The sequence below is a fragment of the Myxococcus eversor genome (assembly GCF_010894455.1).
Classification (GTDB): Bacteria; Myxococcota; Myxococcia; order Myxococcales; family Myxococcaceae; genus Myxococcus; species Myxococcus eversor.
The window spans coordinates 502,388-520,661 of the sequence record NZ_JAAIXY010000001.1 but is presented as its reverse complement, the minus strand read 5'-3'; the positions used below and the strand labels follow the sequence as shown (position 1 = coordinate 520,661).

Here is an 18,274-nt window from a genome sequence, read left to right as displayed (position 1 = left end):
CGACGGACGTCATTCGCTGAGCCTGTTGTGGCCACGGCGGGTGGACCGTCGGGGCCTGGTTGCAGTTTCACGACGTGGAGGACATGCACATATGGAATCGACGACACGGACGAAACCAAGAATCCTCTTCACCGGGGCCGCGACAGGAAAGGACTTCAACGCGCTGAAGGACGTGGGTGAGGTCTCCGTCAAGAACGCCAAGGACGGCTTGGAGCACGCCGAGGTCCTCTGGGTCGATTGCGCGACGACGAAGCCCGACCAGTACGAGTCCCTGCTGCGCACCGCCCTGGACGCGGGAAAGATGCTGGTGCTCAGCCATCCCGACGCAGCGGCCCACCAGGCGCTTTCGGGCATCGTCGGGTGCCAGGTCGACGGCGAGGCCACGGCCCTGATGATTTCACGTGACATGGCCGCCGCCACCCCCTCCTGCTACTCCATCACCGCTCTCGGTGGCGCGGAGCACGTCGAAGACGCTCAGGTCCAGGAAGGGGGTGATGGCGACGGAGCGCCCTCCACTGGAAGGCCATCGGCGGCCACCCAAGCCAGACCGCCTGTCCTCGCGCGCGACGAAGAGGGCCCGCGACGCGACTGGGCTTCGCTGCTCGAATCGCACCGGACACGTACCCCGCGCTCGGTGGGAGGCCCTGGGCTGATTCCTCCCTCGGGCGTCATGTATGGGATGAGAACGCTGAACGGGAGTTTCAGCTCGCGCCTGACCAACTACGACGACTGGGCGGCTGCGAGCGGAAGAACCCAGGACATCGAGTATGGCTTCACCAGCTCGTTCTACGTGTACCGGGAGAATGGCAAGACGAGCGTCGACTACGTCGTCATCCGCGTCCAAGAAGCCACCTTCAGCCCCGGCACGTTCATGGTGAATGTCGACAATGCCAAGGGCTTCTGGCAGTTCGACCTGCATACAGAGTGCACCAACAACCGCAACGTGGCGTTGCTCAACAGCAGCCCGGGGACCACCAATGGCCCGGGAGTCGGCGCGCAGATCTCCATGCCCCTGCATGTGAAGTACGTCCAGGAGGGGAGCTGCGTCCCGAACTACTGGTCCGCGGCGCACGGCCCGACAGCACGCTCCATCGAGGCCTGGGCGCTCCTGAACCAGAGCAGCAACAGCTCCGGTGTCGCACGGTGGCGCGTCCACCACCGCGACTTCTGGAACTCCCAGAACGACCCGCCCGAGGACTTCGGTCGGTGGTGGTCCATGATGTACGACGGCGGCTACGGCGGTCGGGTCAAGACCTTGTCCTCGCTGGCCCGCAGCTCCTTCACCATCGAGACCGTCTCGGCCTGGCGCTTCAGCGCAAGCGTGGTGGCCTCCAACCCCAGCGTGACCTTCAGGGAAGCGCTGACCTACCGGCTCGCGGCGTTCGCGAATCCCAAGGGAACCGGGCGCAACCACAGGATTGCCTATCCCACTCGCTCGGGGAGCAATTCCATCAGCATCAACCTGGTGAGTGCGACGGACATCTCCAGCCCCTGCCGCTGACCCCGGCGCGGTGAACCCCTCCAGCGCCACGTGATAGACAGGGGGCACGCCCATGGAACGTGCCGCCCTGCTCTTCTGGCTCTGGATGCTCGCCTACGCCGTCACCGCCCTCTGGGCCTTGAGTCAGGCGGCGGTGGCCAGCTCGTTCGGCGTCAGGCCCACCCTGGTGAAGCTGGGCGCTGGCCCTCGCCTCATCACGTTGTCACTGGGCGGCATCCAGTGGGCCGTGCATCCGCTCATCCCCCTGGTCAGCGCCGTGCGCTTCGACGGACCGCCAGACGATGCATCCACGGAGGCCCCCGTGGAGAACCGCCTCCACCGGCTCCACGTCGTCTTGCACATGGCCACCATCCTCCTGCCCTGGGCCCTCCTCGTCGGGGTCGCCATGGCGTGCCTCGGCGCCGGCGAGGGACTGCGCCAGTTCTTCACCGGCTTCACCGTCCCCTTCCAGTACTCGAGACTCCCCGGCCGCATCGACGGCTTCGTCGCCCTGCTGCGCGACGGAGAACTGCTCCGCGCCTGGGGCCTTGCGAGCGCCAAGGTGGCCGCCATCAACCTGTTGCCCATGCCCATCCTCGCGGGGGGCTCGCTGCTCGCGCTCCCCTGGCGGCACCAGCGCTCGCGTCTCCCCGTCTGGGCCGCGGGCCTGAACTTCGTGACGCTGCTCGTGCTCCTGCCCTGGGTCGGCTACTCCCTCTACCTGTTCGGCGCCGCCATCTTCCGCTGAAGGCAGCGACGTGGCGCCGGCTAGGAGCGCTCCTGGAGCGCCAGCCGTGCGCCCAGCGCGACGAAGACGCCCCCCGTCACCCGCTGCTGCCACGCAGCGAAGCGCGGGTTGCGCCGCAGCCAGCCTCCGAACGCGCCCGCCACGCCCGCGAGGAACGCGAGCCACAAGGTCCCCGTCACGTCGAACAAGAGCCCGAGCAGGACGAACTGCAGGCCCGGGGAGCCTCGCGTCGGGTCCACGAACTGCGGCAGGAAGGCCAGGAAGAACAAGGCCACCTTCGGGTTCAGCACGTTGGTGACGACACCGTCGCGGAAGATTCGCCACAGGCTCGCGGGCTGCAGTCCCCGCACCGCCTCCGGCCCTTGTTTGCTGAGCAGCATCCGCACGCCCAGCCACACGAGGTAGAGCGCGCCCACCCACTTCACCACCAGGAAGGCCATGGCCGAGGTCGCCAGCAGCGCCGACAGTCCCAAGGCCGCCGCCGCGATGTGGAACAGGCAGCCGACGCAGATGCCCAGCGCGGAGACGAAGCCCGCGGCGCGACCCTGTCCCATGCTCCTGGCCAGCACATACATCGTGTCGGGCCCTGGCGTGAGGTTGAGGGCCAGTCCCGCGAGAAGAAAAGCCACCAGGCGCGTCGGCTCGAAGAGCATGTCGAAGGGCTTTCGTCGGGAAGGCACGGCCCCTTCCCACCCCTCGTATATCCCCGGAAGCCCCCCCACGAAAGTCACCAACAGGGGGCCCTCGCGCGACGAGCCCTGCTCTGGTGAGCGAGGCCCGTCCACGCGAAGCAGATGCCCTGGTCCCTACACCGGCGAGCGGGTGTGGTCCTGAGCGACACGCTCCTTGCGCTCGACATCCAGCGAGCGCTCGGCCGTGCGAGCGGTGATGGCGCCCGCCGGGCTGAACACGGTGCGGTACACCGCCGCCGCCAGCCCCGCGCCCAACAGCGGCGCGATGATGAACATCCACAACTGCCCGAGCGCCTGCCCACCCGCGAACACCGCCGGCCCCAGGCTGCGCGCCGGATTCACGGACGTGTTCGTCACGGGGATGCCCACCAGGTGGATGAGCGTCAGCACCAGACCAATCGCGAGGCCGGCGAAGCCCACCGGCGCCTTCGCGTCCGTCGCGCCCAGCACCGTCAACACGAGCAGGAAGGTGAGCATGACTTCCGCGAGGAACGCCGCCCCCGCGCCATAGCCCTCCGGTGAGGCGATGCCGTACCCGTTCGAGCCCAGCCCCGCCACCGACGCCTGGTAGCCGCCCGGTACGCCCTTGGCGATGAGCAGCACCACGCCCGCCGCCAGCACGGCCCCCAGACACTGCGCGACGATGTAGCCCAGGATGTGCTTGTTCTCGAACTTGCCCGCCAGCGACAAGCCCACTGTCACCGCTGGATTCACGTGGCAGCCGGAGATGGGCCCAATCGCATACACCATGGCCAGGAGCGAGAGGCCGAAGGCGAACGACACGCCCAGGAAACCGATGCGGTCCCCCGCCAGCACGGCCGCTCCCACGCCGCCGAGCACCAGGACGAACGTCCCGATGAACTCCGCCATGTACCGCCGCATCCCATCATTGATGCCCCCGGCCGCTGATGCGGCGGGGAGTCTCTTGTCTGTCGCTGAACGCATGCGCACTCTCTCCCGCCGCACGCACCAGGACACGAGCACTCGCGTCCGGCGCCTCGCGGCGCAAACAGTCCCACTTGGGACGCTGCGCATGCCCGGGCCGACGACAACGGGAAACCGCGCTCCACGCCTGGAGAGCGGCATCCACGCAAGGCGCTCGATACTCCGCCACCCTTGATTCACGAGCCGGCGGGAAGGCGACCCACTTCCCGCGCGGCCGGGGGCGACTCGGGGGCTACTTGCCCTTCATCACGCCAATGAATGGCACGTTCCGGTACTTCTCCCCGAAGTCCAGCCCGTAGCCGACGACGAACAGGTCCTCGATGACGAAGCCCTTGTAGTCGATGTCGATCTTCGTCCGCGCCCGCGCCGGCTTCTCCAACAGCGAGCACAGCTTCAGCGACGCCGGGTGCCGGGCCCGCAGGTTCTCCAACAGGAAGCTCATGGTGAGCCCCGTGTCGATGATGTCCTCGATGATGAGCAGGTGCTTGCCCGCCATCGGCTTGCTGACGTCGGTGGTGATGCGCACCTCGCCCGTCGTCTCCGTGCCGCCCTGGTAGCTGGACACGCCCAGGAACTCCAGGGTCAACGGCAGGTCCACCGCCCGCGCCAGGTCCATGGCGAAGAACGTGGAGCCCTTCAACACGCAGACGAGCGTCAGCTCCTTGCCCGCGTAGTCCCGGGTGATTTGCGCGCCCAGCTCCCGCACGCGCGCCTGCAGCTTCTCCTCGGAAATATGGACGCCGACTTCCTGCTCGTAGAACGCCAAGGCTTCCTCCGCGCTACACGTAGGCGTTGTTCATGATCTCCCCGAAGCCGCCGCCACCGGGGACGATGTACTGCCGGTCATCCAGGCCGCGCTCCTTCTCCCAGAGCGCGCCCGGCGCCGTGCCGAAAACTTCTGGAGGAGACAGCCCACGGTCCAACCGGAGCGCGTAGATGACCACGTCCGGATGGTCCGTCGTCATCTTCCGCAAGTACTCCGGCGTGACGATGAGGTTGAGGGTGATGATGCGCCGGGGCGTGCCGGGCACCTTCTCCTTGTAGAGCTTGATGGCGGTAGACAGGCTGCCGCCCGTGGCCCCCATGGGGTCCGGGAAGAGGACGAGCGCGTCATCCACGTCGCCGCCAATCTTCGCGCCGCCAATCTGCGAGCCCACCACCGTCTCGGCCGCGTCAATCATGCGGCTCATGATGATGTGGTCCTGCCGCACCACCGACGGGTCCACCGTGGCGTTGAGCAGGTCGTACGTCACCTGCGACGGCAGCGTGCCCGCCCGCGCGATGTTCACCGTCACCACGCGCACATGCGGGTCGATGACCTCGCCCTGGTAGAGCCCCTGCGGGGTGGAGTCGATCATCCGTGTCGGCAGGCTGACCATCTTCCGCGGGAACTCCGCGTTCACCACCGTCTTCACCAGGTCGCTGTAGAGCGTCTCCACCAGCCGGTTCACTTGCGGCTGGATGACACCCTTGGCGCACAAGGTGGCCAGTTGGGAGAGCAGGAACGGATTGCCCACCAGGTGGACGCGGGGTCCATAGTGGTGGGTCATCTCGTTCAACCGGAAGGGCACGTTCGCGTACAGGGTGTCACGCATGCGGTCGGTTCCTCTCGTGCCCTGTAGCGCGCGGGCGAAACGGCGTCAGTCGAACAGTTCGAGCGTCTGCGGCGGCGTGCCCTCGGTGGGCTCCGGCACGTGACACTTGCGGCAGCGGGGCTCGTACGCGCCCGCCGCGCCCACCACCACGCGCTCGCCACTGGAGACGATGCGCTGGGAGCGATTGGCCGGATTGCCGCAAACCACGCAGATGGCCAGCTCCTTCGTCACGTACTCCGACACCGCCATCAGCTGCGGCATCGGCTCGAAGGGACGGCCCTGGTAGTCCTGGTCCAGTCCCGCGCAGATGACGCGCAGGCCCTTGTTGGCCAGCGCCTCCACCACCGCGACGACTTCGGCGCCGAAGAACTGCACCTCGTCGATGCCCACCACCTGCGTGTCGGGCTCCAACCGGTAAAAAATCTCTTCAGCCCGCTCCACCGGCGTGGACGTCACCCGATGCTTCGAGTGACTCACCACCTGCGTCTCGTCGTACCGGTTGTCGATGCGGGGCTTGAACACCTGCACCTTCTGCTTGCCGTACACGGCGCGCTGGACGCGGCGGATCAACTCCTCCGTCTTGCCGGAGAACATCGAACCGCAAATGACCTCTATCCACCCGATATCTTTGGGGAATTGGTGCAAGGGACGCTCGCCTGGCCTGGGGGCGGAGGGGCGCGGATACTCTGTCACCCCCCCGCGGGAGTCAACCGCCAACCGCGTCCTCGTGACGGGGCCCCCGGGCACGCCTCCGCCCGCTTGCCCGCCCGCCCTTCCTCGGCCCGTCCGGGCGCTGGCAAGCCACTTGAAAGGGAACGCCCCCGGAAGGTCGGGACTGGGAGGCAGGGCGTGGCGACGACGACGATGGAGCAGGTTCGGGGCGCGGTCCGCGGTGGAATGGCTTCCTTCTATGCGTCGCCCGCCTCGGTGGCGTTGCTGATGCTCAACCTGATGGACGGGCTCTTCACGCTGCTCTTCCTGCAATTGGGCGTGGCGGAGGAGCTCAACCCTCTCATGCGTCTGGCCTACGAGCAGTCACCGCTCTTCTTCATGTTCGCCAAGCTGCTCATCGTGAACACCGGCCTGTGGCTCTTGTGCTTGCACCGGCGCCTGCGCGCCAGCCGCATCGCCATCCGAGCGGGCGCCGTCATCTACGGCATCATCGTGGTCTACCATCTGGCTTTTCTGACCCACCTGGTCATGCACTGGCCAGGAGCCCTTGGGTAGTCCCTCCCATCTCACTGGACTGTGAGCGAGTGGAACAATGGTGAGGGTTCTCCTTCACCATACCCTTGCATTTTGCACCCGGTATGTCCCAGGCTTCCCGCCAGCTCCGACCTTTCGGGTTCGGGGGGGGACCATGAACATCACCGACGTCCGGGTGTTTCCGGTCGAAGAGGACAAGCTCAAGGCGTACGTCACCATCACCCTGGATCACTGCTTCGTCATTCGCGACCTGAAGGTCATCCACGGCTCCTCGGGGCTGTTCATCGCGATGCCGGCGAAGAAGCGCAAGGATGGGACGTACAAGGATATAGCCCACCCGCTCAACGCGGACACACGCAGCCAGATGGAGCGTGTCATTCTCATGGAGTACGAGCGGCACCTCCATCAGGCGCAAGCAGGGATGCTCGGTCCGATGCCAGCAGATCTCGACTAACGTCCTTCACATCCGCGCGTGTCCAGGTTAGTCAGCGGGCCCATCATGCAGCCGCGCGACTTCAAGATCTTCGCCGGGAGCTCGAATCCCGGCCTGGCTCACCGAATCTGCGAATACCTCAAGCGTCCGCTCGGCAAGGCGGAGGTGGGGCGCTTCTCCGACGGTGAAATCCACGTCGAGATTGGAGAGAACGTCCGCGGCCACGACGTCTTCATCCTCCAGTCGACGAGCCCGCCGACCAACGACCACCTGATGGAGATGCTCATCATCTGCGACGCCCTGAAGCGGGCGAGCGCGAGCTCCATCACCGCCGTCATCCCGTATTACGGGTATGCCCGGCAGGACCGGAAGGTCGCCCCGCGCACGCCGATTACGGCGAAGCTCGTCGCGGACCTGCTGGAAGTGGCGGGCGCCGAGCGCGTGGTCTCCATGGACATGCACGCCGGGCAGATCCAGGGCTTCTTCAACATCCCCTCGGACCACCTGTACGGCTCGCCGGTGTTCCTGGAGGACCTGCGCAAGCGCTTCCCGGAGTCGCAGGAGCTGGTCATCGTGTCGCCGGACGCGGGAGGCGTGGAGCGCGCGCGCGCCTACTCCAAGCGCCTGAACACGGGCCTGGCCATCATCGACAAGCGCCGTCCGCGCCCCAACGCCTCCGAGGTGATGAACCTCATCGGTGACGTGGCCGGCAAGGACGCCGTCCTGGTGGACGACATGGTGGACACCGCCGGCACGCTCGCGCAGGCCGCCGCGGCGCTCAAGGCCAAGGGCGCCCGCCGCGTGGTCGCCTACGCGGTGCACCCCATCCTCTCCGGGCCCGCCATCCAGCGAATCACCGACTCGGTGCTCGAGGAGGTCGTCTTCACGGACACCGTGCCGCTGTCGGCCGCGGCGCAGGCGTGCTCGAAGATTCGCGTGCTCACCACCGAGCGCCTCTTCGGCGAGGCCATTGCCCGCATCCACCGGGCCGACTCGCTCAGCTCGCTGTTCGTCTGAGAAGCAAAGCGCCCGGCCACCGGGCGACTTGACTCCCTGGCCGGGGGCTGGCATGTCCGGCCTCCTCCAACGGTCCCCTTCGCGGCGCCGTCTTCGGGGCCCGCCACTGGGGCGGGATGCCGAGGGCGCCAGGGTGGCCGGTGGTCACCGCGGTATCCATTCCCAAGGTATTTTCATGTCCGACAACAAGAACACCCTCGAGGCGAAGTCGCGTGAAGGCTCTGGCAAGGGCTTTGCCCGCAAGCTGCGCGCCCAGGGTGTGGTGCCCGCCGTGGTGTACGGCAAGCACCTGAAGACGCCCGTGCACATCTCGGTGGACCCGAAGGCCGTGCGCGCGGCCATCAACACCCCGCATAAGTTCAACACCGTCATCCTGCTGAAGCTGGCCGGTGGCGACCAGCAGGTCCTCCTGAAGGACTACCAGATGGACCCGGTCACCCGGGACATCCTGCACGTGGACTTCATCGGCGTGCGCGAGAACGAGCAGGTCAAGGTGGACGTGCCGCTCGTGCTCGTCGGCAAGTCGGTGGGCGTGGCCGAGGGTGGTCTGCTCAGCCAGATTCGCCGTGAGATCCAGGTCTGGGCGCTGCCGAACGCCATCCCCGAGCGCATCGAGGTGGACGTGACGGCGCTGAAGATCGCCGAGGCGCTGCACATCAACGACGTGAAGTTCCCGGCCGGCGTGTCGGTGAAGTCGAACGTCAACTACACCGTGGCGGTCGTCGCCGCGCCCGAGGCGGCCGAAGTGGCTCCCGCGGCGGCGGCGGCGGCTCCGGCCGCGGCGGCTCCCGCAGCGAAGGCTCCCGCAGCGAAGGCTGGCGACAAGGCGGCGGCCCCCGCGGCGGCTGCCAAGGCCCCCGCGAAGAAGTAGTCGTCTTCCGGTGTACCCTGGACACGGGGCTGGCCTCGCCGAGGCTGGCCCCGTTTCTTTTTGGAGCCTCCCATGAAGCTCATCTGCGGGCTGGGCAACCCGGGGCGCGAGTACGAGCGGCACCGGCACAACATCGGATTCATGGTGGTGGAGGCGCTGCTGGCCCGGGCGCGCGCGGAGCTGAACCAGGAGAAGTTCGCCGCGAAGGTGGGCCAGGGAACCCTGGCGGGCGAGAAAATCCTCTTCGTCGAGCCGCAGACCTTCATGAACCTGTCGGGCCGCTCGGTGGCCGAGGCGGCGCGCTTCTACAAAGTCCCCCCCGAAGACGTGCTCGTCATCCACGACGAGCTGGATCTGCCCCTGGGCCGGCTGCAGCTCAAGGCAGGGGGCGGCAGCGGCGGCCACAACGGCCTGAAGAGCATCGTCTCCAGTCTGGGCTCGGAGGCGTTCATCCGCCTGCGCTTCGGCATCGACAAGCCGGAGGGCCCCAATGCCCGCGAACGCGTGGCCGGTTATGTCCTGTCCAACTTCGACGACGGGGAGCGCCGCCAGTTGGACGAACTGATGGACCGCGCCATGGACATGACGGAGTGCTGGGTGCGCGAGGGGCTGTCGGTGGCGATGAACCGCTTCAACCGGAAGGCCTGAGGCCCCCTCGTGGGGCCTGGAGGGCGGACAGGCGAGCCTTCCGGGAGCTTGACTTGCCCGGGGGGCCCTCCTAGAAGGCCCGTTCGCTCGCCGGGGTGGTTGATCCGGTGGGATGTTCTTTCACAGCTTCCCGTGTTGGTGCACGGGACGTAGCGCGAGGGTGACGGGCGCGCGGTTTCCCGTTCCCGGTGGTGGCCATGGGGCCATTCGCCGTTTCCCCGCTCCTCGGATTGTCCGGGGGGCACTCGACCCCAAGGGGAGAGAAAACATGGCAGAGACGCAGGCCGCCAAGCGGCTTCGTGAGTACGAGACCATCTTCCTGGTCAAGCCGGACCTGACCGACGACAACGTGGACAAGCTCAAGGAGCGCGTCCGTGGAATCGTCTCCCGCGAGGGTGGCAAGGTCCTTCGCTTCACGGTGTGGGGCAAGAAGAAGACCCTGTTCCCCATCGCGAAGCAGCCCCGCGCCATCTACGTGCACGCCAGCTACCTGGGCAGCTCGGGTCTGGTGGCGGAGATTGAGCGCAACCTGAAGAACCTCGATGAGGTCACCCGCTACATCTCCGTGAAGCTGGCGGATGAGGTGGACCCCGAGACGCGTCCGGTCCTCGAGGACCTGAAGCTCGCCGGCGACGTGGAGGAGACCCGTCCGGGCGCTCCCGAGCCGCGCGAGGGTGGTGGATTCCGAGGCGACGTGGCCGAGGAGTCCGTGGGCGAGGCGGAGGAGGAGTCGTCCGAGGAGGCCTGAGCGCCGCCTGGGACATTCTCTAGGGACCTATTCAGGAAACGAGAAAGTTCATGAGCAACGGAACGGAAAGCAAGACGGGCGGCTCGTCGGGCGGCCGCAGTGGCGGTTTCGGCGGCGGCGGCGGACCTCGCGGTGATCGCGGTGGAGACCGTGGCGGCGATCGCGGTGGAGACCGTGGCGACCGCGGTGGCATGGGCGGCGATGACGAGAAGCGCGGCGGTGGCCGTGGCTTCGGCCGCAAGAAGGTCTGCCGCTTCTGCGCGGAGAAGAACGCGTCGGTGGACTTCAAGGACCAGGCGACGCTGAAGTACTTCGTCACCGAGCGCGGCAAGATCATTCCCCGCCGCATCTCCGGCAACTGCGCGAAGCACCAGCGTGAGGTGGCGACGGCCATCAAGCGCGCGCGCGGCATCGCCCTGCTCCCCTACAACGCGGTGGTCGGCTAACCGCCGGGTCCGCTCAGGAGACTGAACATGAAGCTCATTCTGCGAGAGGACATCGAGAACCTCGGCAAGTCCGGGGAGCTCGTCACCGTGAAGGACGGCTTCGGCCGTAACTACCTGCTGCCGCGCAAGAAGGCGGTTCTGGCGAGCGAGCAGAACCTGCGTCAGCTCGATCACGAGAAGGCGGTCATCACCGCCCGCAATGCCAAGCTGAAGGGCGCCGCGGAGGAGCAGGCGAAGAAGGTCGGCTCCATCAAGGTCGTCATCAAGCGCAAGGTCGGAGATCAGGACAAGCTGTTCGGCTCCGTCACCGCGCTGGACATCGCCGAGGCCGTGGCGGCCCAGGGGCAGACGGTGGACCGTCGCGCCATCCACCTGGCCGACCCCATCAAGTCGATTGGCCACTACGAAGTCGAGCTGCGCCTCCACCGTGACGTGGTGGCGAAGATCAAGGTCGAAGTCGCCGCCGAGTAACGGCAAGCGACTCCACCTCACCGTGGTCTCGAGAAGGCCGTCCGGGGCAACCCGGGCGGCCTTTTCGTTTGGCGGGCCTCGCGCTCGTGCCGGGCGCGTCCGGTTCGCGCCGTGGCCGGTCCGTCCTACGACACGGGCGTGGAGGCGTTTCAGGCGGGTGGGTATCCGTGAGGCACAGGAGGCTCGCCCATGAGCACGCCCACCGCACCCGCCCCGCTGTCGTCCCCCGTTGATGCCCACCGTCCTGACCTGGACTGGCTCCGCGTCGTCGCCATCCTCGTGCTGCACCTGTTCCACACCGGGATGATGTTCAACCGGTGGGACTGGCACATCAAGGCGCCCTCGCTGCTGCCGGCGCTGGAGCCGACGATGGAGGTGCTGCACCACGTGCGCATGCCGCTCTTGATGGTCATCTCCGGCGTGGGCACGGCGCTGGCGCTGCGGCGGCGCTCGCTGCGTGACTTCGCGCACGACAGGACGCGGCGACTGCTGCTGCCGGTGGTGTTCGGCATGTTGGTCATCGTGCCGCCTCAAATCTACGTGGAGCGCGTGTTCCGGGGGAAGTTCCAGGGCAGCTACGCGGACTTCTATCCGTCCGTCTTCGGCTTCGTGCCCTACCCCGCGGGCAGCCTGAGCTGGCATCACCTGTGGTTCGTCGTCTACCTCTTCGTCTACTGCCTGCTCGCGCTGCCGCTCTTCTGGGCGCTGGCGACAGGGCGCGGGCAGGCGTGGCTCGCGAAGGTCGAGGCCTGGCTGTGCCGGGGCGTGAATCTCGGGTGGCTGTTCGTCCCGCTCTTCATCAACGACGTGCTGCTGCACCGCTTCCCGCAGACGCACGCGCTCCTCGACGACCCGAGGACCTTTGGCCACTACGGCCTGCTCTTCCTCATGGGCCACCTGCTCGGCCGCGTGCCCAGGGTCTGGGACGTCCTGGTCGAGCGCCGGTGGTGGATGCTGGGGATTTCGGCCGTCCTCTTCGCCATCATGATGCCGGAGAGCGAGTTCGACCTGGTGCCCGAGGTGCTCGGGGGCGCGTCGGCCCAGTGGCTCTTCATCCTGACCGCGCTGGGCTGGGCGCGACGGTGCGTGCGAACCGGGAGCCGGTGGGTGAAGCACGCGCAGGAGCTGTCGTACCCGTTCTACATCCTCCACCAGACGGTCATCGTCGTCGTGGGCTTCGCGATGCTGCGGCTGCCCGTGGGGCCGTGGAGCCTCTTCGGCTGCGTGCTCGTCACGACGTTCCTCATCAGCTGGGCCCTGAGCGAGCTGGTGGCCCGCCTGCCCTGGTTGAGGCCGTTCTTCGGGTTGAAGGCCCGTGTGGTGTCTCGTCCCGAAGTGAAGCTCCAGGACGTGCCCACCGGGCATACTGCGTGACGGAGCGCCCATGGCCGACACCCTCCCGACGCCTGCCTTCGAAGTGCCCTCGCCCCTGCCCTGGCGCTGGCCCCGCTTCCGGTTGCGCCCGGCGCTCGGGGTGTTCGCCTTCTGCCTCGTCGTGGGCGTGTCGTACGGCGCGGCGGTGAGGTTGGACCAGCTCGCCAACGGCTTCGACAGGCTCCCCGCCTCGCGCGCCTTCGCCTGGGAGCTCACCGGTGCGCTTTCGGCCTGGGCGGCGCTGCCCATCATCCTGACCGCGGCGCTGAATGCCCCGTCCCCGCGCGCCGCCGGGTGGGCGCGGTTCCTCGGGCTGCACACGGTGGGCTTCGCGCTCTACACCTCCGTTCACATCGTCGTGATGCTGGGAGTCCGCTACCCGCTCTACTCGCTGCTGGGCTGGGGCGAGTACGAGTACGGACCGATGGCCTTCCGCCTGCCCATGGAGGTGTCGAAGGACCTGATTGTCTACGGGCTCGCCGTCACCTTCATCAGCCTCTTCGTGGCCTGGAGGAATCAGCATGAGCGGGCACTGCGCGCAGCGGAGCTGGAGGGAGAGCTGCGGTCGGCGCAGCTCCAGTCCCTCACGGGCCAGCTCCACCCACACTTCCTCTTCAACTCGCTGCACACCATCAGCTCCGTCATGTACGAGGACCTGGAGCGCACGGACCGGCTGCTCAGTGATTTGGGCCACGTGCTGCGCGCCAGCCTGGAGCGCGCGGAGCCCACGTGGACGCTGGCCGAGGAGCGCACGCACACCGCGCGCTTCGTGGGACTCCTGTCGGCGCGCTTCGGCGAGCGGCTCGCGGTGAACTGGAGCGTGGCGCCGGGCCTGGACTCGGCGCGCGTGCCCTGCTTCGCGCTGCAGACGCTGGTGGAGAACGCGGTGAAGCACAACCAGGACCGCGTGGAGCCGCTGGAGGTGCGAATCCGCGCCCACGAGACGGCGGACACGTGGCGGCTGGAGGTCGAGGACACGGGCCGGGGCTTCGGCGCGGAATCCCCCGCCACCGGGACGGGCGTGGGGTTGGCGCACCTGGAGCAGATCCTCGCGCTCCTGCATGGAGGGCGGGCCCGGCTGGAGAAGGGACAGGGGCCCGAGGGTGGCGCGCGCGTGTCGCTGACCCTGCCTCGGGGAGCGCACCCGTGACGACCTTCCGCGTGCTGGCCGTGGATGACGAGTCGCCCGCCCGAGCCAAGGTGCGGCGGCTGTTGGAGGGCGAGGCGCGCTTCACGCTGGTGGGCGAGGCGGCGGATGGAACCGAGGCGCTCGCGCGCATCGAATCGTTGAAGCCGGACCTCGTCGTCCTCGACGTGCAGATGCCCGGCCTGACGGGCTTCGAGGTGCTGGAGGCGTTGGGCCCGGGGCCAGGCCCCTCCGTCATCTTCTCCACCGCGTATGACGGCTTCGCGCTGCGGGCCTTCGAGGCCCACGCGGTGGACTACCTGCTCAAGCCCTACGACGGCGAGCGGTTCGCCCGCGCGCTGGACAAGGCGCATGCGCTGCTGCTCGGGGGAGGCTCGGAGGCCACCAGGCTCCAGGCCCTGCTGCGGGAGGTGGCCGCGACGACGCCTCGCAAGACGCTGGAGCGGCTGGTGGTGAAGGCGGGCGAGGCGTGGGTGCCCCTGCGCCTGGAGCACGTGTGGCGCCTGTCCTCCGAGGACAAGTACGTGCGCGTGTACACGGCCCAGGCGGAGCACCTGGTGCGACAGAGCCTGCGCGCGCTGGAGGAGCGGTTGGACCCGGAGCGCTTCGTTCGCGTCCACCGCGGCGACATCATCAACCTGGACGCGGTGGCGAAGCTGGAGCCGTGGAGCCACGGCGATGGAATTCTGGTCCTGAAGAACGGCACCACGGTGGTGCTCAGCCGTACGTGGCGTGAAGCATTCCTCCAGCGCTGGGGCATGGAAGGCTGACTGCGGGCAGGTCCACCTTCCTCCCCCCACCCGCCGCTACAGGTCTGTGGCGGATAATTTCTGCCATGTCAGTGCCGCCTGTAGAGTGGGCGGGCAGACATGGAGAACTCCCTCGACCTCAGAGATGGGCGAAAGGTCCACGAGGACCTGGCCGCCGAGCGTGCAGTGCTCGGCGCCGTGCTCGCGGACAACTCGCTCATCTCCGCCGTAGGCGAAGTGGTCCACGCGGACGACTTCTCCAGCCCAGCACACGCGCAGATTTTCGCGGCGATGATTCGCCTGGACGGAAAGCAGCAGCAGGTCGACCACCTGACGTTGTCCGAGGAGCTGAAGGTCCTCGGGCAGTTGGTCGCCGTGGGCGGTCCCGCGTACCTGATGCGGTTGGACCAGGTGGTGCCGCTGGCCTCCAACGCCGTCCAGTACGCGAACATCGTCAAGGACCAGGCGCTGCGACGCCGGCTGGCGCACGTCGGCCGCGAAATCCAGGACCTCGCCAGCCAGGAGACGGGCGAGCTGGAGGTGTTGCTCGACGAGGCCGAGCGCAAGGTGTTCCTCCTCGCGGAGAAGAAGCGCGAAGGAGACCTGCGGCCCGTCAGCGAGCTGATGGAGCAGACGCTGGATCTGCTCGACAAGATGAAGGCGGCGGCGACGGGCATCACCGGCCTGTCCACCGGCTACATCGACCTGGACAACCAGCTGACGGGTCTGCACGCCGGCGAGCTCATCATCCTCGCGGCCCGTCCCGGCATCGGCAAGACGTCCTTCGCGATGAACATCGCGGTGCACGCGGCGCTGAAGGAGAACAAGGCCGTCGGCATCTTCAGCCTGGAAATGCCCGCGGACCAGCTCCTGATGCGTCTGCTCGCGTCCACCGCGCGCGTGGACATGAAGAAGCTGCGCGGCGGTCGCCTCTCGCCGCACGATGAAGAGAAGTTCCAGGAGATGGCGGGCGCGCTCTACAACGCGCCCATCTACATCGACGACTCGGGTGGCCTGTCCCCGTTCGACCTGCGCGCCAAGGCGCGCCGCGTGAAGCAGAAGGACCCCCGGCTGTCGCTGCTGGTCATCGACTACCTCCAGCTCATGCACCAGAAGGGCAAGGTGGAGAGCCGTCAGTTGGAGGTCGCCGAAATCTCCCGCGCGCTCAAGCAGCTCGCCAAGGAGCTGGAGGTCCCCATCATCGCGCTCAGTCAGCTCAACCGTAAGGTGGAGGAGCGCAAGGGCGGCAAGCCCATGCTGTCGGACCTTCGTGAGTCGGGCTCCATCGAGCAGGACGCCGACGTGGTGATGTTCATCCACCGCGAGGAGACGGAAGAAGGCCCCGACGGCAATCCGCAGGCGCCCGCGAGCACCGTCATCCCCGTGGAGCTCATCGTCGCCAAGCAGCGCAACGGCCCCATCGGCTCCGTCGACCTCGTGTTCCTCTCGGAATACACCCGCTTCGAGAGCCGCAGCCGAGGCGAGTAGCGCGGGAATACCGCGCTTCGCCCGCCCCTACTCCACGCCCGTGCGCAGGTAGCGCGCCACGAGCGCCCGGGCCGCGCGCGTCGCCGCCTCCAGCGTGAGTCCCCGCCCCAGCTCCGTCGCCAGCGCGGAGGCCAGACGACATCCGGTGCCACGACGCTCGGGAGCCCGCTCCAATCGCTGGCCCTTCAGGACGCGGACGCCCTCCGGCGTGGCCAGTACGTCCGCCAGTCCCTGCGCATCCGGCAGGTGCCCGCCCTTCACCAGCACCGCGCCGAAGCCCCTCGCCACCAGCGCGATTGCAGCCTCACGCGCCGCCACCACCGTATCCGGCACGGGCCTGCCCAAGAGCCACCCCGCCTCATCCAGGTTCGGAGTGAGCACGACGCGCGGACCGGCGAGCGACAGGTAGCGCCGGGCGGACAGGCGGGACAACAGCTGCCCGCGCGACGTCCGCACCACCGGGTCCACCACCCACCACGCCCGCGTCCCGGCCAGCGCGGCGCTCGCGGCCTCCAACTGCGCGAGGCCCGGCACCATGCCCCACTTCACCGCGTGGACATCTCCCAGCTCGCGCGCGGCGACCAACTGCGCGCGGACAACACGCGGCGGAGAGGCCACCCAGGAGAAGGTGGCGAGTCCCTGCGCCGTCTGCGCCAGGGGCACCGCCACCGGCTGCCCTCCGCGCGCACGCACCGCCGCCACATCCGCCAGCAGCCCCGCTCTTCCCGTGGGCTCGAGCCCCGCCAACAGGACGACGCGAGGAATCACCGCCGGTGCTCTCGCGCTTTCTGGATGAAGGACTTGTACAGCCCCACGTGCACGGGAATCGTCGTCGCCATGTACTCGGGATGCCACTGCACGCCCACGGCGAAGACATGCGCGGTGGATTCAATCGCCTCCACCACGCCATCCGGCGCCATCGCGCAGATGCTCACCTCGCGCCCGGGACTCCTCACCGCCTGGTGATGCGTGGAGTTCACCATGAGCTGGCCGTGCCCCACCGCCTCCGCCAGCAACGAGCCGCTGCGCACTTCCACCGGATGCTGCGGCTGCGTGCGGTCATGCTTCTGCTCGTGCTCACGAGCGCCCTGCACCTCGCGACCGATATCCTGGAACAGCGTGCCACCCAGCACCACGTTGAGCAGCTGCATGCCGCCACACACGCCCAGCACCGGCATGTTGCGCTTGAGCGCGCCGCGCATCAGCGCCGCCTCGAACGCGGTGCGCCCTTCCTTCAGCCCGCCCAGTCCCTCGCGAGCCGTCTCGCCATACGCTTCGGGAGGAATGTCGAAGGCGCCGCCGGTGACGAGCAGCCCCGACACGCGGTCCAGATACGCGTCCACGCACGTGGGGTCGTCCGCGTATGGCAGCACGAAGGGAAGGCCCCCGGCGCGCAGCACCGCGTCCGCGTAGGGCACCTTCAGCTCGTACCGCGCGAAGGGCTGATCCTCGGGCTGGCTCCAGTCCGGGGTGATGCCGATGTTGGGCCGCCGGGGCGGCTGGCCATGGTGACGCGGATGATTGTTCATGGGGGAGTCCGTCGGTCGACCCTACCCCCCCACACGGCCCCGTTCAAACGCGCCCGTCAGCAGGCGCACCCGCTCGGCGATGTCCTGAGCGAGCAGGACGTCCGACACCACCGCCGCGCCGTGCACGCCCGTCGCCGCGACGGAGGCCACGTTCTCGAGCCCCACCCCTCCAATCCCCACCACCGGCAGCGGGCTGCCCCTCACCACCCGCGCGAGGCCTTCCAGCCCCATCACCGGTGCGGGCACCTGCTTCGTCGTCGTGCCGAAGACGGGCCCCACGCCCACGTAGTCCGCGCCCGCATCCCGCGCGGCCATCGCGCCCTCCACGTCCCGCACCGTGACGCCCACCAGGCGGCCAGGCCCCAGGAGCGCACGCGCCGCCTCCGGGGGCAGGTCCTCGTCACCCACGTGCACGCCATCCGCGTCCGCCAGCAGCGCCAGGTCCACCCTGTCGTTGAGCAGGCACACCGCGCCCGCCCGCCGACACAGCGAGGCCACCTGCCGGGCCACCGCCAGGGCTTCTCGCATCGGCGTGCGTTTCATGCGCAACTGCACCACCCGGGCGCCTCCCGCGAGCATCCGCTCGGCCTTGAGCACCAGGGGCATGTCCCCCCGGACGGTGTCGTCGCACAGCAGATACGGGCCCGGGGGAAGCAGCGGACGAGGCGGGGCGTTCATCGGCACCAG

General features: G+C 68.2%; 22 protein-coding genes. 14 read left to right on the top strand and 8 right to left on the bottom strand.

What is annotated here, in order from left to right; all coding sequences use genetic code 11:
• Positions 1-91: 91 nt before the first annotated feature.
• Positions 92-1,501, top strand: a complete 1,410-nt coding sequence (locus G4D83_RS02150; RefSeq protein WP_163862077.1) for a hypothetical protein — start codon at positions 92-94, stop codon at positions 1,499-1,501.
• A 52-nt stretch (positions 1,502-1,553) separates the two neighbouring features.
• On the top strand, positions 1,554-2,228 hold the full coding sequence (locus tag G4D83_RS02145) for a site-2 protease family protein (RefSeq protein ID WP_163862074.1): 675 nt from the start codon (positions 1,554-1,556) through the stop codon (positions 2,226-2,228).
• Between the two features lie 20 nt (positions 2,229-2,248).
• Here the strand turns inward: G4D83_RS02145 and G4D83_RS02140 are convergent, their stop codons facing one another.
• The 5 genes from G4D83_RS02140 to G4D83_RS02120 form a co-directional block, all read right to left on the bottom strand.
• Positions 2,249-2,908, bottom strand: a complete 660-nt coding sequence (locus tag G4D83_RS02140; RefSeq protein WP_240356100.1) for a LysE family translocator — start codon at positions 2,906-2,908, stop codon at positions 2,249-2,251.
• A 126-nt stretch (positions 2,909-3,034) separates the two neighbouring features.
• Positions 3,035-3,865, bottom strand: a complete 831-nt coding sequence (gene aqpZ / locus G4D83_RS02135) for an aquaporin Z (protein WP_163862071.1) — start codon at positions 3,863-3,865, stop codon at positions 3,035-3,037.
• 232 nt (positions 3,866-4,097) lie between these two features.
• The gene (gene hpt, locus G4D83_RS02130) at positions 4,098-4,631 is read right to left on the bottom strand and encodes a hypoxanthine phosphoribosyltransferase (RefSeq protein ID WP_163862068.1); all 534 of its coding nucleotides are present in this window, start codon (positions 4,629-4,631) and stop codon (positions 4,098-4,100) included.
• Positions 4,632-4,644: 13 nt separating this feature from the next.
• Entirely contained in the window at positions 4,645-5,460 is an 816-nt protein-coding gene (locus tag G4D83_RS02125) for a uracil phosphoribosyltransferase (RefSeq protein WP_163862065.1), read from the bottom strand.
• A 45-nt stretch (positions 5,461-5,505) separates the two neighbouring features.
• On the bottom strand, positions 5,506-6,105 hold the full coding sequence (locus tag G4D83_RS02120) for a thymidine kinase (RefSeq protein WP_163862062.1): 600 nt from the start codon (positions 6,103-6,105) through the stop codon (positions 5,506-5,508).
• Between the two features lie 204 nt (positions 6,106-6,309).
• Here G4D83_RS02120 and G4D83_RS02115 point away from each other — a divergent pair, with 204 nt between their 5' ends.
• The 12 genes from G4D83_RS02115 (at position 6,310) to dnaB (ending at position 16,058) form a co-directional block, all read left to right on the top strand.
• Positions 6,310-6,687: a DUF5658 family protein gene (locus G4D83_RS02115; protein WP_420826613.1), complete on the top strand. Its 378-nt coding sequence runs from the start codon at positions 6,310-6,312 to the stop codon at positions 6,685-6,687.
• Positions 6,688-6,820: 133 nt separating this feature from the next.
• Positions 6,821-7,120 carry a septation regulator SpoVG gene (gene spoVG / locus G4D83_RS02110; protein ID WP_046715132.1) on the top strand — a complete coding sequence of 100 codons (300 nt, stop codon included), beginning with the start codon at positions 6,821-6,823 and terminating at the stop codon, positions 7,118-7,120.
• A gap of 45 nt (positions 7,121-7,165) precedes the next feature.
• Positions 7,166-8,116 carry a ribose-phosphate pyrophosphokinase gene (locus G4D83_RS02105; RefSeq protein ID WP_163862060.1) on the top strand — a complete coding sequence of 317 codons (951 nt, stop codon included), beginning with the start codon at positions 7,166-7,168 and terminating at the stop codon, positions 8,114-8,116.
• 175 nt (positions 8,117-8,291) lie between these two features.
• Entirely contained in the window at positions 8,292-8,987 is a 696-nt protein-coding gene (locus G4D83_RS02100) for a 50S ribosomal protein L25/general stress protein Ctc (RefSeq protein ID WP_163862057.1), read from the top strand.
• Positions 8,988-9,059: 72 nt separating this feature from the next.
• Positions 9,060-9,635 carry an aminoacyl-tRNA hydrolase gene (gene pth, locus G4D83_RS02095; protein WP_163862054.1) on the top strand — a complete coding sequence of 192 codons (576 nt, stop codon included), beginning with the start codon at positions 9,060-9,062 and terminating at the stop codon, positions 9,633-9,635.
• Between the two features lie 268 nt (positions 9,636-9,903).
• A complete protein-coding gene (gene rpsF, locus G4D83_RS02090; protein ID WP_163862051.1) occupies positions 9,904-10,383 on the top strand; it encodes a 30S ribosomal protein S6 in 480 nt (159 codons plus the stop codon).
• A 50-nt stretch (positions 10,384-10,433) separates the two neighbouring features.
• Positions 10,434-10,829, top strand: a complete 396-nt coding sequence (rpsR, locus tag G4D83_RS02085) for a 30S ribosomal protein S18 (protein ID WP_163862048.1) — start codon at positions 10,434-10,436, stop codon at positions 10,827-10,829.
• Positions 10,830-10,856: 27 nt separating this feature from the next.
• A complete protein-coding gene (gene rplI / locus G4D83_RS02080) occupies positions 10,857-11,300 on the top strand; it encodes a 50S ribosomal protein L9 (RefSeq protein WP_163862045.1) in 444 nt (147 codons plus the stop codon).
• Between the two features lie 189 nt (positions 11,301-11,489).
• On the top strand, positions 11,490-12,674 hold the full coding sequence (locus G4D83_RS02075; RefSeq protein WP_163862043.1) for an acyltransferase family protein: 1,185 nt from the start codon (positions 11,490-11,492) through the stop codon (positions 12,672-12,674).
• 10 nt (positions 12,675-12,684) lie between these two features.
• Complete coding sequence (locus tag G4D83_RS02070; RefSeq protein ID WP_163862040.1) at positions 12,685-13,824, top strand: sensor histidine kinase; 1,140 nt, start codon at positions 12,685-12,687, stop codon at positions 13,822-13,824.
• The gene (locus tag G4D83_RS02065; protein WP_163862037.1) at positions 13,821-14,591 is read left to right on the top strand and encodes a LytR/AlgR family response regulator transcription factor; all 771 of its coding nucleotides are present in this window, start codon (positions 13,821-13,823) and stop codon (positions 14,589-14,591) included. The genes G4D83_RS02070 and G4D83_RS02065 overlap by 4 nt, the downstream gene beginning before the upstream one ends.
• Before the next feature lie 99 nt (positions 14,592-14,690).
• On the top strand, positions 14,691-16,058 hold the full coding sequence (gene dnaB, locus G4D83_RS02060; RefSeq protein WP_163862034.1) for a replicative DNA helicase: 1,368 nt from the start codon (positions 14,691-14,693) through the stop codon (positions 16,056-16,058).
• 27 nt (positions 16,059-16,085) lie between these two features.
• Here the strand turns inward: dnaB and thiD are convergent, their stop codons facing one another.
• The 3 genes from thiD to thiE are packed head-to-tail and all read right to left on the bottom strand — an operon-like array spanning position 16,086 to position 18,265.
• Positions 16,086-16,826 (bottom strand): bifunctional hydroxymethylpyrimidine kinase/phosphomethylpyrimidine kinase, encoded by a 741-nt coding sequence (gene thiD, locus G4D83_RS02055; RefSeq protein WP_163862031.1) that lies wholly within the window; start codon positions 16,824-16,826, stop codon positions 16,086-16,088.
• Positions 16,823-17,587 carry a gamma-glutamyl-gamma-aminobutyrate hydrolase family protein gene (locus G4D83_RS02050; RefSeq protein ID WP_163862028.1) on the bottom strand — a complete coding sequence of 255 codons (765 nt, stop codon included), beginning with the start codon at positions 17,585-17,587 and terminating at the stop codon, positions 16,823-16,825. Before G4D83_RS02050 ends, thiD begins: the two co-directional genes overlap by 4 nt.
• Positions 17,588-17,608: 21 nt before the next feature.
• Positions 17,609-18,265: a thiamine phosphate synthase gene (gene thiE / locus G4D83_RS02045; RefSeq protein ID WP_163862026.1), complete on the bottom strand. Its 657-nt coding sequence runs from the start codon at positions 18,263-18,265 to the stop codon at positions 17,609-17,611.
• Positions 18,266-18,274 lie beyond the last annotated feature (9 nt).